The sequence below is a fragment of the Arthrobacter sp. fls2-241-R2A-172 genome (assembly GCF_030208885.1).
Taxonomy (GTDB): domain Bacteria; phylum Actinomycetota; class Actinomycetes; order Actinomycetales; family Micrococcaceae; genus Arthrobacter.
In genome coordinates this window covers 23,272-37,770 of record NZ_JARVTB010000001.1, presented here as the reverse complement: position 1 = coordinate 37,770, position 14,499 = coordinate 23,272, and the positions used below count along the sequence as shown (strand labels likewise).

The window sequence follows — 14,499 nt, the reverse complement described above, 5'->3', positions numbered from 1 at the left end:
CCGATAGAGGCCACGGCTTCAGTGCAGTTCTTGGACCATCCTTGATGGCGATCGGCATGAGGCTCCAAGGGCTATCTGCTTAACCCATGTATGAATGTAGTTCACCAGTGGCGGGGGTCACAAGGGATGGGAAGCCCAAGGACCGGCTGCCAGCCTGCGCTTAGGGCTCGAAGTGGGCCACGGGCGCATGGTTCGCCACGGACTTTACCAAGGACTCCGCGACGTCCCGGAGCTTCTGGTTCCGGGTGCTGGATGCCTTCTTGAGGATTTGGAATGCCTCGTCCTGCGAGCAGCGGTTCTGGCCCATGATGACGCCACAGGCGAGGTCGATCACTGTACGTGAGTGCATTGCTTCCTGGAGGTCCTCGGCATGCTGCTGCTTGGCGCCGATCCGTACGGCAAGCCTGAGCGACCGTTCGGCCTGGCTTGCGTAGAGCTCGCAACTGCGGATGGTGGCGTCATCGTAGACGTGTGCCTGCGGGGCGAAGAAGTTCAGTGCCGCGGTAGCGCCCTCGTCCAGTTCGAGCGGCACGCAAAGGGCTGAACGGTGGCCGCGCTCAGCGATGACCGTGCAGTACTCGGACCACCGCTCTTCGGTGGATGTGTCGGGAACGTGCACCGTCTTGTGGCTTCGCATGGCTTCCAGGCAGGGGCCGTCGCCATAGGCCTGCTGGACTTCGTCAATCAGGCGCGCCTCGTGGGTACTGCCGGCCACGGTGGCGGTGCGTCGACGACGGCTCAAGGTGATGCCGCAGAGGACATCGACTCCCACAGCTTGGGAGACCGCGGACGCCGAGAACGCCGCGAGTTCATTGAGGAATCCACCCACGTCCTCGCTGTCGATCACGAGGTCCTGCAATTGCTCGGGGACCGAAACTTCGTCGGGCGCCGGGTCGGCTTCCAGCCGCGCCAGATCTACGTTCATTTCGTCCATGCCTTAGTTTAGGGTCGGGGTGGTACTGCACCGCCACCCCTTAATGAATGACAACAAAATCCTTGCATATGCGGTGCACCTATGTGCACAATTCTGCTACGTCCCCATCGAGGGATGAAGGCTTTCCAGCTCATGCAGACGGGCGTCCCGCATTTTTTGATGCAAAGGTACAGACCCATGCCGGCCCAGCCAGCGTCCCGAGTCCCGGACGAAGCCCACCAACCTCCTGATGAACCACTGTGGTGCAAGCGCTGCAACACGGACAGGAATCTCCTGGTCAATTCCATCCAGTCCCACTACCCACCGGCCCCCAATACGGTCGATGTCGCGTACGAATGCTGCAGTTGCAGATATTCCTACACGCAGACTGCCTCAGTCCAGAAAGTGGCTGCGGTGCTCAACCGCCCGGGCATCACCCAGGGTGTGCTGCAGTTCGGCGGCCAGTATCTCCACTGCGGTGAACCAATGAAGACCAAGAGCTGCGAATTGCGCAGGATACAGACTCCCCTGGTGTTGAAGCCCAAGGGACAGCTACGGATGTACGAGGTGTTGATCAACACCCGGATTCTCGGATGTCACTGCGGCTTCCGCATGGAGATTCCGGACTGAACCCGACCATTTGGCTTCGGCCCCACAACACAGCCCCGGAGCGACATAGCCCTCTGGCGACCGGAAGGAACACCATGCACGCAGAACCACCCAGAAGAGAGTCCGCAGTGACCGGCGGGAAGAGCGGCCAAAGCAAGAAGCGGAAGCTTCCTGATCCGCCCGATCCGGACAACCTGCCCATCGATTATCCGGGCTCCGGGTGGGATTCGGGCAGCTACCCCAGCCATGTGCCTCCAGCGCTTCGGCCCCGGCATGCGGCCCACCACAAGAGCGTGTGACCATGGATCCGCAGGGCACTCCGCATCCTGATCCCAGCCGCAGTCCCGGTACGGATCCCAGTCGCGAACCGCGTCCGACCCCCGAGCCCGTCCCCCTTCCCGAGCCCGGGCCACCGCCGGTTCCGGAACCCACGCCGGGGCCGGCCGCACCACCGACGCCTGCACCGGGAGGCGAGCCCCGACCCTAAGCGGTCCGTTGGCACCTCCACCCCATGGACCGGATCCTGGCAAATCCCCCAGTCAGGATCCTAAGTAGGGCATGCCGCACTACAGGGAGTGCGGCATGCCCTTTGGCGTGTCCAGGCGCGCCCGGCGCACCTACACGCCCATCTTTGTTTATGTTGGTTTTCTCTTGACGTACCCACATAAACAAAGATAGAGTCAAGCAATTCCACATCGTTGTGACAGCAGTCACGGACGTGGCTGAACTGAATTCTTGGCTTTACCGCAATGGAGGGTAAGTGTTCGCAGAAGAGCGCCAACAACTGATCTCCGCCCTCGTCGTCGAGCGCGGACGGGTGAGCGTCACTGACCTCGCCGACCGTTTCAGCATCACCACTGAGACCATTCGCCGCGACCTCGCAGCCCTCGAAGTTTCCGGAAACCTGCGGCGGGTGCATGGCGGCGCGGTTCCTTCGGACCGGCTGAGCACCAGGGAAGAGAGCATCCTTGAGCGTGCAGTTCAGCGCCAGTCCCAAAAACTACGCATCGCCAACGCAGCACTCGCACTGATTCCGGAACTCACCAGCGGCAGCATCCTCCTCGACGCCGGATCAACCACGGAAACCCTCGCGGACCTGCTGGCCCAGCGGACGCCGGCTGCCCACGGAAGCGACGAACTCGTCGTCATCACGCATGCCATCCCCATCGCCGGCAAGCTCTCTTCCACTCCCGGAATTGCACTCCAGATCCTGGGCGGCCGTGTCCGCGGCCTGACCCAGGCGGCGGTCGGGCAATCCACCGTTGAGGCCGCGTACCGGCTCCGTCCGGACATCGCTTTTGTCGGGACCAACGGGATCCACGCCGACTTCGGCCTGAGCACACCCGACCCCGAGGAAGCAGCGGTCAAGGCCGCCTTCGTCAAGTCTGCCCGGCGAGTTGTTGCCCTGGCCGATTCTTCCAAACTGGACGCTGAAACGCTGGTCCAGTTCGCCACGTTGAAGGATGTTGACACGTTGATAACAGACAACGAACCGTCCGCGGAACTCGCGGCCGCCCTGGCCGATGCCGGCGTCGACGTGGTGATCGCATGATCGTCACACTGACAGCAAACCCCAGCCTGGACAGGACGGTGGAACTCCCCGGCGCACTGGCCCGCGGGGAAGTCCAGCGCGCCGTGGCCGTCCACCAGGAATCCGGCGGCAAGGGCGTCAATGTCTCCCGGGCCCTTGTAGCATCCGGCCTCGAAACGTTGGCCGTCCTTCCGGGCGCCGACTCGGACCCCGTCCTTTCCGGACTGCACGACGGCGGCGTGCCGTTTGCGGCGCTCCCCATCGGCCAGGCGCTGCGCAGCAATGTCACGCTCACCGAACCGGATGGCATCACCACCAAGATCAACGAACCCGGCCCGGAGCTGAGCGGTGAACAGCAGGAAGCCCTGATCGGGCTGCTGCTGGACCGTTCCCGTGGCGCCAGCTGGGTGGTTCTCGCGGGCTCGCTCCCACCAGGAGTTCCCGCGGACTTCTACGCCACAATCGCGCGTCGGCTCCGGTCGAACGCAGATGGGACGGTAGCCCCAGGCATCGCCATCGACTCCTCCGGGGCGCCGCTTGCGGCAGCCCTGGTGGGTGATGCCGCAGGAAAGCCGGACCTCCTCAAGCCGAACGCGGAAGAGCTCGCCGAGCTTGCAGCCGCTGCAGGTTTCACCAACGTCTACACAGCTGAGCAACTGGAAGCAGACCCGGCCAAAGCCGCCCAAGCTGCTGCCGCCGTCGTCGCCAGCGGTGTAGGCACCGTTCTCGCAACACTCGGGTCCAAGGGCGCAGTCCTGGTGACCACGGACGGAGCATGGTTCGCCACGCATCCGCCCATCAAGGCCGTCAGCACAGTGGGCGCAGGGGATTCATCCTTGGCCGGCTACCTGTTGGCCGCAACCCAGGGTGGTTCCGCTCAGGACTGCCTTCGTCAAGCCGTGGCACATGGTGCCGCTGCTGCTTCGCTGCCGGGCTCCACTGTCCCGGCAGTCCACCAGACAACCCCCGACGCCGTAACCATCACGGCCCTCCAGAAGGACTAACAGTGACCCAGCTGATCACACCCCAATTGGTCACCCTTGACCAGAACCTGGGCGACTCCCCCGCCGACGTCATCCGCGTCCTGGCCGGCAAAGTCGCCGCGGCCGGCCGTGCTTCCGAGGTTGAAGGGCTCTTCACGGATGCCTTTGCCCGCGAGCAGAAGACCGCCACCGGCGTCCCCGGCGGGATCGCCATCCCGCACTGCCGTTCAGCCGCGGTTACGGAGCCTGCCCTGGCCATGGCGCGCCTGTCCCACAAGGTGGACTTCGGCGCCAAGGACGGTCCGGCGGACCTGATCTTCTTCATCGCGGCACCGGACGGGGCCGACCAGGAACACCTGAAGCTGCTCTCCAAGTTGGCCCGCTCACTCATCAAGAAGGACTTCACGGCAGCGCTGCGTGCGGCTTCGTCCGAACAGGAAATCGTGGACCTGGTGGACGGCGCCATTGGTGACGCTCCAAAGACGAGCGAAGCCGGGGATGGGGGTCGCGGAGTGGTTGGGCATCGCGAAGCGGGCACGACCCCCATCGCCGGCGAAGCCTCGAACGCGCCGGCAGCCAAGCGCATCGTTGCAGTCACCGCTTGCCCCACGGGCATCGCGCACACCTACATGGCGGCCGACTCACTCGTGGCTGCAGCCAAGGAAATGGGCGTGGACCTCCAGGTCGAGACCCAGGGTTCCTCCGGCGCCAAGCCGCTGGACCCGGCCGTGATCGCTGCAGCTGACGCGGTCATCTTCGCCGTCGATGTCGATGTTCGCGGCAAGGAGCGCTTTGCCGGTAAGCCCGTCATCAATGCTCCAGTCAAGCGGGGCATCGACGAACCCACCAAGATGGTCCAGGAAGCCCTGGCTGCTGCGGAAGACCCGCATGCACGCCGGGTTCCGCACTTCGGTGCCGAAGAGCAGGCTGAGCGTGCCGAGGAGGAGAAGGGCGAGCACATCGGCCAGAAGCTGAAGCGCGCACTCCTCACCGGTGTCAGTTACATGATCCCGTTTGTTGCCGGTGGTGGCCTGCTGATTGCCCTCGGGTTCCTCATGGGCGGCTACCTCATCACCAGCTTCGCGGACAAGATCGTTGTCGAAAACAGCATCTTCAACCTGCCCACCGAATTCCCGGACAATGCCTGGGGGCCGCTGGGTGCCTACATCGGAGCGGTGCTGTTCAAGATCGGCGCCCTGTCCCTCGGGTTCCTGGTTCCCGCGCTGGCCGGCTATATCGCCTACGCCATCGCTGACCGCCCTGGCATCGCCCCCGGTTTCGTGGCCGGCGCCGTGTCCGGGTTCATGGGCGCAGGCTTCCTTGGCGGTATCGTCGGCGGTCTCCTGGCGGGCTATGTTGCCTACCAAATCGGCAAGTTGGATGTCCCGCGTTGGCTTCGCGGCCTGATGCCAGTGGTCATCATCCCGCTGATCGCGTCCTTGGTGGCGTCCGGCTTGATGTTCCTGATCCTGGGCGCTCCCATCGTTGCCCTCACCAACGCCCTGAACACCGGACTCTCCAGCCTGACCGGCGCCGGCGCAGTCGTCCTGGGCATCATCCTGGGCCTCATGATGTGCTTCGACCTGGGCGGTCCCGTCAACAAGGTTGCTTACGCCTTCGCCGTTGCGGGCCTCGGTGCCGCGAGTGTTACCAACCAGGCTCCTTGGCAGATCATGGCCGCAGTCATGGCTGCAGGCATGGTTCCCCCGCTGGCAATGGCCCTGGCCACCGTTTTGGACAAGAAGCTCTTCTCCCTGGCCGAGCGTGAAAACGGCAAGGCCGCGTGGCTCTTGGGCGCTTCCTTCATCTCCGAAGGTGCCATTCCCTTCGCAGCCGCAGATCCCCTGCGGGTCATCCCGGCCAGCATGGTGGGCGGTGCTGTAACCGGCGCCCTGTCCATGGCCTTTGGAGTCACGTCCAAGGCTCCCCACGGCGGCCTCTTCGTCTTCTTCGCGATCGACAACTTCGTGTTGTTCTTCCTCTCGATCGCAGTCGGCGTAGTCATCACGGCACTGTTGGTCATTGCCCTCAAGCGTTGGGCCGTTCGGAAGCCGGTTGAAGCAGAGCCAGTCCCCGCTACGGCCACCGCCAGCGTCTAGACTTCCCACAAAGCCACCCACACCTAAAGGAGCACCAATGCCTGAACGTACAGCCACCATCGCAAGCCGCGTCGGCCTCCACGCCCGCCCTGCAGCCATCTTCGCGGAGGCCGCCGGCGACCTTGACCTCGATGTCACCATTGCCCGCCAGGGCGATCCGGCTGACGACGCCATGGATGCGGCCAGCATCCTGTCCCTGATGAGCCTGGGTGCCGCCCACGGCGACGTGGTGGTCCTGCGCGCCGAGGGCGAGGGCGCTGACGCGGCCCTGGACAGCCTGGTCAAGATCCTCGAAACGGACCACGACGCGTAGCAGGGACGCGCAAGCTCCCCAATACTGAAGAAGAGCCTGGTGCCACCCCGGAAGAGGGCGGCACCAGGCTCTTTTCGCGTCCCGCTATGGCTTGGCGAGCGTGTCGAGGTGACGCGCCAGCATGCTGAGCATGGGACTTTCCGCCGGCAACTCCCCGCTCCATAGTCCGTTCATCGCAATTCCGTCCAGCAGCGCGCGCAGCCGCTGTGCTTCATACTCCGGGTCGCGTTCCCGGTGGAGCTGCCCTGCTTCCGCCAGGATCTGCAGGGCAGCATGGCATGCGCGATCAACGGCCTCGCTAAGCCGGACCGCCGCAGGTCGCAGTCCGCTGTCAGTGAGGGAAAGGACGCCAAGCTGTACTTGCGCCACCAATTCCAGGCGTCGCTCGTTGTCAAGGGGGAGCAATTGCATCAGCAAACCATCAACAAGGGCCCGCCCGGTGAGCTCAAGCGCGGCCACCCTGGCCGTGACCCGGTCCTCGATGAGTTGCAGGCAATACTCCCGAAGGGCATGCTGCGTGGCAAAGGCCCTCCGCAGCGAGGCAGCGGCGATGCCGGCTTCCGCCGCGACCCCGCGCACGGACAGGCCGGCCAGTCCATCACGCTCCAGGACTCGAAGGGAAGCTTCCGCAATCGCGGCGGTACGTGCCTCAGTGTCTATTCTCCGCGGCATGGTCTCAGCGCGAGGCAGTAGCGGCCGGCAATGCCCTGGCGGGCTTCTTGGGCCAGATCGTGTAGCTCACAGCCCAGAGGAAGTCGATGGCGAAGATGATGCCCAGGATGCGAAAGAACTCCGAGAGGGCGGCGGTTCGTTCTGCATCGTTCACCAGGAGGATGACCGCCCCCAACGTCGCAGCGGCGATGGTCATCGCCAACGCGGTGAGGAGTACGTCGCGCCAGCACTTGACCGTGTAGGCGGTCCCGCTGAGGCGTTCCGGAGCGGGTCCGCCGGCGAACCGGTGCTGGAAGTGCGCGTCGGCCCACGCCACCATGCGTTTGCCGTAGGCGATGGAGACGCCAATGTAGATTGCCGCCAGCCCGTGGTGCCAGGAGGCCGTTGCCCCGCCCAACAGATCGACGGCCACCAGAGCCAGCAGGACGGCATCGATCAAAGGAGCCATGAGCAAGAGGGCTCCGCCCAGGCGGCGGCGCTGCAGTACATACCGCGCTGTAAGGCCGGCGAGAATCGCCAACCAGAAAGCCACTTCGCAGACCACGATTGCAACCAGAATCATTCACCGCTCCTCAACGCCGCACTCCAAAGAGCCGCGGCCCTAGGGTTTTATTAGTACGAGTGTACTAATAAAACGCGACGACGAAACGGGAGCCGCCCGCCGCGGTTGCGCTAGCTCTGTTTTTCGATCAGGAATGCAGCAATGGAAGGTTCCGTGGCTTTGACTTCCTGCAGTTCCCCGGACAAGTAGGCCTCCACGATCCGAGGGTCAACATACGATGTACGCGCCACTGTTGGAGTGTTGCCCAGGAGGGCCGCCGCATCCTTCATGGCTTTTACCAGCGCCTGGGGGCGCGTCATGGTGCCATCGGAACTCAACAGGCTGAGGGCGGCAGCCGCGGTACCCTTCCAAGTCCGGAAATCCTTGGACGTGTAAGCCGCCCCGGCAATGGTGCGAAGGTACTCGTTGATCATGGAGGCATCCAGGGAGACCCAGGAACCATCCACCTTGTAGGCCAGCAGGCGTTCCTTGCCCGGTCGTCGGGACAGAGGCTCCAGGAACGCAGCCAGGGCGGGGTCATTAATGGAGGTGTCCCACAGCTGCCCACTCTTGCCGGGGAACTTCAGCGCCACAACATCGCCCTTGACCCGGGCATGCCGGCAGCGGAGAGTAGTGAGCCCATAGGAGCCGTTCTGGCGCATGTAACTTTCGGAGCCTACGCGCAAAGCACCGAGGTCCATCAACCGCACCGCTGCTGCGATGGTTTGCTGCTTGGGTGAGGAGGTGTCCTTGAGGTGAAGCGTGACGGCCCGGCGGACTGCGGGGAACACTGAGCCTAACTCCGCTGCGCGCTGGAACTTCTCGGTGTCCTTACGTTCACGCCAGCGCGGGTGGTACATGTACTGGCTGCGGCCGGCCGCGTCCACGCCGGTGGCTTGGATGTGTCCGTTGTCGTAAGAACAAATCCACACCTCAGTCCAGGCGGGCGGGATCGCCAGCGCGTTGATGCGCTGGCGATCCTCCTTACTGACCAGGCTCCCATCGGGGTAGCGGTAGCTGAAACCCTTGCCCACCTTGCGGCGGACAATACCGGGCTTGGAAAGGTCGCTTCGCTTAAGCCGTGGCATGCCGGGCTCCTTTGTCCGCGATCAGCCTGGTCCGGGCGCTTGCTAGGCCTCGTCCGGGTCCGTGACGGATGCGCCCGCGTTCATGATTTCGGCGTTGATCATCCACACGAGCTGCTCGAGCCTGGAGATGAATGCGTGCAGGAGGTCCGCCGTCGTGGGATCTTCCTCATCCACTTCATCATGGACGTCGCGCATGGTCTGGACTGCGCGCTCCACGCGGTCGGTCACCAGCTTGACGGCGTTCTTGGTGTTGACCAGGCCGGCGGGGAATTCCTCAAGCCGCGTGCCCTTGGCGACGGTGGCGCTGCGGCCATCGGGGAGTGCGTGAAGGGCCCTCATCCGCTCCGCGGTGTCGTCGGCGAATTCGCGCGTTGCCACCACCAGCTCATCCAGCTGGAGGTGAAGGTCCCGGAAGTTGGGCCCCACAATGTTCCAGTGGGCCTGCTTGCCCTGGAGCTGCAGCTCGATAAGGTCTGTCAGGACGATCTGAAGGTTGTCTGCAAGCTGCTGTGACGCTTTCATGTGTTCCTCTCGTGGACGTTCATCCGAGCCAATACGTGCCACCTGTTTATCGCGGCACTGCCCAATCATCAAGTGACGACTTCAACAAGCCTTTCATAAGGTTGCTTAGTAGTACAATGAGGAGTGTTGCTGTTCACAACTGGCGAACTTCATCCTACGGTGAGGACCTGTTGGGGATAGCGGAAAGGCACTTGAGGGCGGCGGAACGCCCCTAAGTACCGGCATAACTAAATCGAAGTAAACCGGAATGCATAGTTGGGAATCCGTTGATTCCCCCAGAAAGGAATGTGCTGACCATGAATACGCTTCTGATCATTGCTGGTGTAGTGGCAATTGTCCTTCTCCTTGTGGGCGGCTTCTCCCAGGCCCTTAGCTGGCTGCTGTGGGTGGGAATCGTCCTCCTCGTAGTGGCGGCCATTGGCTGGCTCCTGAGCTTCATGTCAGGGCGCAGGGGTCATACGGTCTGAAGCCAGGTTCCCCGCTGAGGACTGCCCCGCTGCGCGGAACTGCGCGTCGGAGCAGTCCTCGGTCGCTTCCATTGGCCAGCAAGAGTTGCGAGGTGCATCAATGACGGAGCCGGATCACATTCCGCGGGTAGGACGTAACGAGTCCACCGAAGAGCGGATGGACCGGAACTGGATGGAATTGATCCAGGAGCTGCGCGTGCTCCAAACGGGAGTCCAGATCCTGGGGGGCTTCCTGCTGACACTCCCTTTCCAGGCCCGGTTCAGTGAACTGGACGACTGGCAGCAGAACCTTTACCTCTTCAACGTCATGACCGCAGCTTTGACGACTGTGCTCATCGTCGTCCCGGTGAGCGTGCACCGCCGGCTGTTCCGGCGGGGGCTCAAAGCCACCCTTGTCTCCAGCGCTGACGTCATCACCAAATTTGCCCTGGCAGGAGTTGCCCTTCTGATTACCGGCTCCGCCTCCCTGGTCTTCGACGTGACAGCCGGCAGGACTGCGGGGTTGGTGGCCGGCGGCGGCATCATCCTGGTCCTGCTGGTTTTTGTGGTGGGCATGCCGCTGTGGCTGCAACAACAGGCCGGGACAACCAACGGCACTTCAAAGGAGGGCTGAGCCTCCGTGTACCTCAGCGAACGCGGCAAGTCCGTTGCCGAACCCCACTACAAGACAGGCGCCTAACCAGGGAAAGGAAACGAACCATGCCGGAAAAGAAGAATCCCAGCATCAAAGATCCCGAACTGTATAAAGAACTTCGCGAGGATGGCGCATCCAAGGAAAAGGCCGCCCGCATCTCAAACGCCGCTGCTGCGCAGGGGCGCAAGGCCGTGGGCCGTAAAGGTGGAAAGTCGGGCGACTATGACGATTGGACCGTGGACAAATTGAAAGCCCGCGCCAAGGAACTGGGCATCAAAGGCTATTCCGGAAAAAAGAAGGCTGAACTCATCTCCATGTTGCGGAACCACTAGTTCAGAGGCGCAAACAAAAAGCGGTGGCCACCTGGCGGGGCAGCCTCCGCTTTTGTGCGGAACGACGACGCCGGGTCACGCCTTTTTCTTGGCCCGCGCCTTAGGCTTGCTGGCAGTCTTGGTCGCGGCAGCGTCGTCGTCGGACGCCTTTTCCTTGCCGCGTTTCTTGTCGAGGCTGCGCTTGAGCGCTTCCATGAGGTCGATGACGTCGCCACCTTCGCCTTCGCCTTCCACGACGCCAAAGGTGGCCTCCGTGTCCAGGGCTTCGCCCTTCTCCAGCTTGGCCTCGATCAGCGTCTTCAGCTGTGCCTGGTAGTCGTCGGTGTATTCGTCGGGATCGAAGTCGTGGGCCATGGAGTCCACCAGGGCTGAGGACATTTCGAGTTCCTTGTCCGAAATCTTGACGTCGGTCTCCAAGGACGGGAACTTAGCTTCCCGGACCTCGTCCCCCCACAACAACGCCTGCAGCAGGAGCACGTCCCCGCGCACCCGGAGCGCCCCCAGTCGGGTTTTTTGGCGCAGGGCGTACTGGACTATGGCAATCCTGTCCGTGTCTTCCAGGGTCTGTCGCAGCAGCATGTAGGCCTTGGGTGACTTGGAGTCAGGTTCAAGGAAATAGCTGCGCTCGTACATGATGGGGTCCAGTTGCTCGGCAGGGATGAACTCCACTACCTCGATTTCCCGGCTGCTCTCTTCCGGGAGGGACTTCAACTCGGCCGCCGTCAGGACTACAGTCTGGCCTTCCTCTTCGTAGGCCTTATCAATGTCCTCATACGCCACCACTTCACCGCAGACTTCACATTTTCGCTGGTACCTGATGCGGCCGCCGTCCTTATTGTGGACCTGGTGAAGGCTTATATCGTGATCCTCCGTGGCACTGTAGAGCTTCACTGGTACGTTGACCAGACCGAACGCGATAGATCCCTTCCATATGGCCCTCATGAACCCAGTCAACAGCACAAGCACGCAGAGGAGAAGAGGTGGCAGGCAAGCAGAAGGAGCGTGTCGTGGTGGAGGGCCACGAGCTCACCCTCACCAACCTGGGCAAAATCATCTACCCCGAAACCGGCACCACCAAGGCCGAGGTGCTGGAGTACTACGCTGCCGTGGCGCCGTTCCTCATCCCCGCGGCGGCCAACAGGCCCGTCACCCGCAAACGCTGGGTCAACGGAGTGGGCACTGCCGAGCATCCGGGCCAGGTTTTCTTCCAGAAGAACCTGGAGGACTCCGCGCCCAAATGGATACCGCGCGCCACCATCCACCATTCGGACCACACCAACGACTACCCCATGGTGAACAACCTGGCCACGCTCACATGGATGGCCCAGATCGCCTCGCTGGAGATCCACGTTCCACAGTGGCAGGTTGACGCCGCAGGCAACCCGCTCCGCCCCGACCGTTTTGTGCTGGACCTCGATCCCGGCCCGGGCGCGGGGCTGCCTGAATGCGTCGAGGTGGCCAGACTGGCCCGCTCCATCCTCCAGGACATGGGCATGGACCCCGTTCCCGTCACCAGTGGAAGCAAGGGCATCCACCTTTACACAGGTTTGGACGGGACCCTCAAGTCGGAGCAGGTTGCGGCCTTCGCCCATGAACTTGCCCGCGCTTTGGAGTCCGACCACCCGGGGCTGGTGGTCAGCGACATGAAGAAGTCCCTGCGCGCAGGCAAGGTCCTGGTGGATTGGAGCCAGAACAGCGGCAACAAGACCACCATCGTGCCGTACTCCCTGCGCGGCAAAGCCCACCCCACGGTTGCCGCGCCCCGCACCTGGCGGGAACTGGATTCCCCGACGCTCGACCATCTGGACTACACCGCCGTGATGGAACGGGTCCGGACCGGCAAGGACCATTTCGCCCCCATCTCGGACCGGCACCTGCCGCCGCACGGCGACGACACCGACGACGGCGAGGCTGCTTCGGGCGGTTCGCGCGGCAGGGTGGTGACGGTGGAGAACCGTCTCGCCAAATATGTTGGGATGCGCGATCCGGAGAAAACCCCGGAGCCGTTTCCGTCGTCGTCGGCCGCTGCCGCGAAGGCGCCCAGCGCGACATCCTCCGAACAGCCAAAACCGGGCGACCCTCCGCCGCCCGGCGGCATCTTCGTCATCCAGGAGCATCACGCCAGGCGCTACCACCTGGACCTGCGTTTGGAGCACAACGGTGTCCTGGCGTCCTGGGCATTGCCCCGAGGTGTTCCGGAAACACCCGAGCGGAACAATCTGGCCGTCCATACCGAAGACCACCCCATGGAGTACGCAACGTTCGCCGGGATCATTCCGAAGGGCGAGTACGGGGCGGGAACCATGACCATTTGGGACCGCGGCGAGTACACCTGCGAGAAATGGCGCGACGGCAAGGAAGTCATTGCCACCCTGACCGGACAACCGGGCGGTGGACTGGGCGGCACCAAGCGTTTCGCGTTAATCAATACGGGCGACCGTTGGCTGATCCACCTGATGAAGGAGCAGCCGGGAGCGCGCCGAACTCCGCCGGTGAAGGACCCGAAGGCCGCCGCTCCCCCGGCCAAGCAGCCCCTCCGCGATTACGCCCCCATGCTGGCCACGTCAGGGACCACTGCGGACCTGAGCGGGGATGACTGGCTGTACGAGCTCAAATGGGACGGCATCCGTGCCGTCATCACCGGAACCGAGGGCAACATCCGGCTCATGAGCCGCAACGGCAACGACCTCACAGCCACCTATCCGGAGCTCACCGACCGCTCCTGCTGGCCGGAAGGCGACTTTGTTGCCGACGGGGAAATCGTGGCACTCGGCAAGGGCTCAAGGCCTGACTTCGGGCGGCTGCAACTCCGGATGAACCTGGTCAAGGCTGCCGACATTGAACGCGCCCGGGCCTCGGTTCCGGTGCAGCTCATGCTTTTCGACCTGATGTACGACGACGGCACGGACCTCATCGGACTGCCTTACGTTGAGCGCCGCGAAAGGCTGTCGGCGTTCGCCGGACGCCTGAAGGCAGGATGTCCGCTGCATCTGTCGGCCGTACTGGACCACGATGTCGAAGACCTCATGTCCAGCGCCGCCGAGTTGGGCCTCGAAGGGGTCATGGCCAAGAAGGCGGACAGCCGGTACGCCGTGGGACGCCGCAGCAGGGCCTGGCTCAAGCTCAAACTGGAGCAAAGCCAGGAAGTCGTGGTGGGCGGTTGGCGGCCAGGGGCCGGCGCGCGGAGCGGAACCTTCGGGGCGCTGCTCTTGGGCATCCCCGACGGGGACCAGCTGCACTATGTGGGCAGGGTGGGGACCGGGTTCAAGGATTGGCAACTGCGGGACATTATCGGGCAACTGGAATCACGGGCCACCAGCGAATCCCCGTTCGCGGACATCCCTCGTGAGGACGCGGCCGGCGCCCACTGGGTGCGCCCGGACCTGGTGGCTGAGGTAACTTTCGGCAACTGGACCGGCCCTGGCCGGCTGCGCCATCCGGTGTGGCGTGGTTGGCGCCCGGATAAGTCCCCCTCGGACGTGAGCCAGCCCAACTGAATGGCAGTTGGGCTGGCTTCGCGTCGGAGCAGTGCGGCTAGGAGGAGTGTGGCATCTGCGGACGGCTGGTCCGGTGGATCGCAGACACTGCGGCCCCCTGGCCCATGCGCCCGTGGGCTTGGTCGCGGTCCTTCGGGTGACGGCGCTTGCCGTAACCGTCCGGCCACTGCTGGCTTTGATCCGCGCCCAGCGCCAACGCTATGGCAGCAGGTTCGGGCATCGGGGCCATGTCCATGGACTCCACCAAGTGGCTCGCAACCTCAGGATTGATGTTTTCTGCTGAATGCTTCGCAGTCAT

The 14,499-nt window shown here is 63.5% G+C and carries 17 protein-coding genes; 10 read left to right on the top strand and 7 right to left on the bottom strand.

The features are described 5' to 3' along the window. Window positions 1-160: 160 nt before the first annotated feature. Window positions 161-934, bottom strand: coding sequence for a GAF and ANTAR domain-containing protein (locus QRM57_RS00185; RefSeq protein WP_257370216.1), 774 nt, complete (start codon window positions 932-934; stop codon window positions 161-163). 177 nt (window positions 935-1,111) lie between these two features. On the opposite strand from QRM57_RS00185, the gene QRM57_RS00180 reads away from it, so the two are divergent. The 6 genes from QRM57_RS00180 to QRM57_RS00155 all read left to right on the top strand — a co-directional run bounded on the left by QRM57_RS00180 (window position 1,112) and on the right by QRM57_RS00155 (window position 6,448). Further along, entirely contained in the window at window positions 1,112-1,543 is a 432-nt protein-coding gene (locus QRM57_RS00180; RefSeq protein WP_284985106.1) for a hypothetical protein, read from the top strand. A 74-nt stretch (window positions 1,544-1,617) separates the two neighbouring features. Further along, window positions 1,618-1,821 carry a hypothetical protein gene (locus tag QRM57_RS00175; RefSeq protein ID WP_284985105.1) on the top strand — a complete coding sequence of 68 codons (204 nt, stop codon included), beginning with the start codon at window positions 1,618-1,620 and terminating at the stop codon, window positions 1,819-1,821. 461 nt (window positions 1,822-2,282) lie between these two features. Further along, a complete protein-coding gene (locus QRM57_RS00170) occupies window positions 2,283-3,074 on the top strand; it encodes a DeoR/GlpR family DNA-binding transcription regulator (RefSeq protein WP_235520246.1) in 792 nt (263 codons plus the stop codon). Further along, window positions 3,071-4,057 (top strand): 1-phosphofructokinase family hexose kinase, encoded by a 987-nt coding sequence (locus QRM57_RS00165; protein WP_284985104.1) that lies wholly within the window; start codon window positions 3,071-3,073, stop codon window positions 4,055-4,057. Before QRM57_RS00170 ends, QRM57_RS00165 begins: the two co-directional genes overlap by 4 nt. Window positions 4,058-4,059: 2 nt before the next feature. Next, on the top strand, window positions 4,060-6,135 hold the full coding sequence (locus tag QRM57_RS00160; RefSeq protein WP_235520248.1) for a PTS fructose transporter subunit IIABC: 2,076 nt from the start codon (window positions 4,060-4,062) through the stop codon (window positions 6,133-6,135). A gap of 37 nt (window positions 6,136-6,172) precedes the next feature. Next, on the top strand, window positions 6,173-6,448 hold the full coding sequence (locus QRM57_RS00155) for an HPr family phosphocarrier protein (RefSeq protein ID WP_257370221.1): 276 nt from the start codon (window positions 6,173-6,175) through the stop codon (window positions 6,446-6,448). 84 nt (window positions 6,449-6,532) lie between these two features. Here QRM57_RS00155 and QRM57_RS00150 read toward each other — a convergent pair whose 3' ends face one another. The 4 genes from QRM57_RS00150 to QRM57_RS00135 all read right to left on the bottom strand — a co-directional run bounded on the left by QRM57_RS00150 (window position 6,533) and on the right by QRM57_RS00135 (window position 9,271). Further along, window positions 6,533-7,120 (bottom strand): TetR/AcrR family transcriptional regulator, encoded by a 588-nt coding sequence (locus tag QRM57_RS00150; RefSeq protein ID WP_284985103.1) that lies wholly within the window; start codon window positions 7,118-7,120, stop codon window positions 6,533-6,535. Window positions 7,121-7,124: 4 nt separating this feature from the next. Next, window positions 7,125-7,682, bottom strand: coding sequence for a hypothetical protein (locus tag QRM57_RS00145; RefSeq protein ID WP_257370223.1), 558 nt, complete (start codon window positions 7,680-7,682; stop codon window positions 7,125-7,127). 110 nt (window positions 7,683-7,792) lie between these two features. Continuing rightward, window positions 7,793-8,749, bottom strand: coding sequence for a DNA topoisomerase IB (locus QRM57_RS00140; RefSeq protein WP_284985102.1), 957 nt, complete (start codon window positions 8,747-8,749; stop codon window positions 7,793-7,795). A 42-nt stretch (window positions 8,750-8,791) separates the two neighbouring features. Further along, window positions 8,792-9,271, bottom strand: coding sequence for a Dps family protein (locus QRM57_RS00135; RefSeq protein ID WP_257370225.1), 480 nt, complete (start codon window positions 9,269-9,271; stop codon window positions 8,792-8,794). Between the two features lie 296 nt (window positions 9,272-9,567). Here QRM57_RS00135 and QRM57_RS00130 point away from each other — a divergent pair, with 296 nt between their 5' ends. The 3 genes from QRM57_RS00130 (at window position 9,568) to QRM57_RS00120 (ending at window position 10,704) form a co-directional block, all read left to right on the top strand. Beyond that, window positions 9,568-9,738 carry a hypothetical protein gene (locus tag QRM57_RS00130; RefSeq protein WP_235520254.1) on the top strand — a complete coding sequence of 57 codons (171 nt, stop codon included), beginning with the start codon at window positions 9,568-9,570 and terminating at the stop codon, window positions 9,736-9,738. 100 nt (window positions 9,739-9,838) lie between these two features. Beyond that, window positions 9,839-10,351 carry a DUF6328 family protein gene (locus QRM57_RS00125; RefSeq protein WP_257370226.1) on the top strand — a complete coding sequence of 171 codons (513 nt, stop codon included), beginning with the start codon at window positions 9,839-9,841 and terminating at the stop codon, window positions 10,349-10,351. A gap of 86 nt (window positions 10,352-10,437) precedes the next feature. After that, window positions 10,438-10,704, top strand: a complete 267-nt coding sequence (locus tag QRM57_RS00120; protein ID WP_257370227.1) for a DUF7218 family protein — start codon at window positions 10,438-10,440, stop codon at window positions 10,702-10,704. 75 nt (window positions 10,705-10,779) lie between these two features. On the opposite strand, the gene ku is transcribed toward QRM57_RS00120, so the two are convergent. Next, the gene (ku, locus tag QRM57_RS00115; RefSeq protein ID WP_284985101.1) at window positions 10,780-11,646 is read right to left on the bottom strand and encodes a non-homologous end joining protein Ku; all 867 of its coding nucleotides are present in this window, start codon (window positions 11,644-11,646) and stop codon (window positions 10,780-10,782) included. A 38-nt stretch (window positions 11,647-11,684) separates the two neighbouring features. On the opposite strand from ku, the gene QRM57_RS00110 reads away from it, so the two are divergent. After that, the gene (locus tag QRM57_RS00110) at window positions 11,685-14,201 is read left to right on the top strand and encodes an ATP-dependent DNA ligase (protein ID WP_284985099.1); all 2,517 of its coding nucleotides are present in this window, start codon (window positions 11,685-11,687) and stop codon (window positions 14,199-14,201) included. 37 nt (window positions 14,202-14,238) lie between these two features. Here QRM57_RS00110 and QRM57_RS00105 read toward each other — a convergent pair whose 3' ends face one another. Continuing rightward, entirely contained in the window at window positions 14,239-14,499 is a 261-nt protein-coding gene (locus QRM57_RS00105; RefSeq protein WP_284985098.1) for a hypothetical protein, read from the bottom strand.

Excerpts from the sequence above, each read along its gene's own strand:
- QRM57_RS00120 (WP_257370227.1), top strand. The coding sequence starts at position 10,438 with ATGCCGGAAAAGAAGAATCCCAGCATCAAAGATCCCGAACTGTATAAA.
- QRM57_RS00150 (WP_284985103.1), bottom strand. The coding sequence starts at position 7,120 with ATGCCGCGGAGAATAGACACTGAGGCACGTACCGCCGCGATTGCGGAA.
- QRM57_RS00180 (WP_284985106.1), top strand. The coding sequence starts at position 1,112 with ATGCCGGCCCAGCCAGCGTCCCGAGTCCCGGACGAAGCCCACCAACCT.
- QRM57_RS00175 (WP_284985105.1), top strand. The coding sequence starts at position 1,618 with ATGCACGCAGAACCACCCAGAAGAGAGTCCGCAGTGACCGGCGGGAAG.
- QRM57_RS00125 (WP_257370226.1), top strand. The coding sequence starts at position 9,839 with ATGACGGAGCCGGATCACATTCCGCGGGTAGGACGTAACGAGTCCACC.
- QRM57_RS00145 (WP_257370223.1), bottom strand. The coding sequence starts at position 7,682 with ATGATTCTGGTTGCAATCGTGGTCTGCGAAGTGGCTTTCTGGTTGGCG.
- QRM57_RS00165 (WP_284985104.1), top strand. The coding sequence starts at position 3,071 with ATGATCGTCACACTGACAGCAAACCCCAGCCTGGACAGGACGGTGGAA.
- QRM57_RS00140 (WP_284985102.1), bottom strand. The coding sequence starts at position 8,749 with ATGCCACGGCTTAAGCGAAGCGACCTTTCCAAGCCCGGTATTGTCCGC.
- QRM57_RS00135 (WP_257370225.1), bottom strand. The coding sequence starts at position 9,271 with ATGAAAGCGTCACAGCAGCTTGCAGACAACCTTCAGATCGTCCTGACA.
- QRM57_RS00185 (WP_257370216.1), bottom strand. The coding sequence starts at position 934 with ATGGACGAAATGAACGTAGATCTGGCGCGGCTGGAAGCCGACCCGGCG.
- QRM57_RS00105 (WP_284985098.1), bottom strand. The coding sequence starts at position 14,499 with ATGACTGCGAAGCATTCAGCAGAAAACATCAATCCTGAGGTTGCGAGC.
- QRM57_RS00130 (WP_235520254.1), top strand. The coding sequence starts at position 9,568 with ATGAATACGCTTCTGATCATTGCTGGTGTAGTGGCAATTGTCCTTCTC.
- ku (WP_284985101.1), bottom strand. The coding sequence starts at position 11,646 with ATGAGGGCCATATGGAAGGGATCTATCGCGTTCGGTCTGGTCAACGTA.
- QRM57_RS00155 (WP_257370221.1), top strand. The coding sequence starts at position 6,173 with ATGCCTGAACGTACAGCCACCATCGCAAGCCGCGTCGGCCTCCACGCC.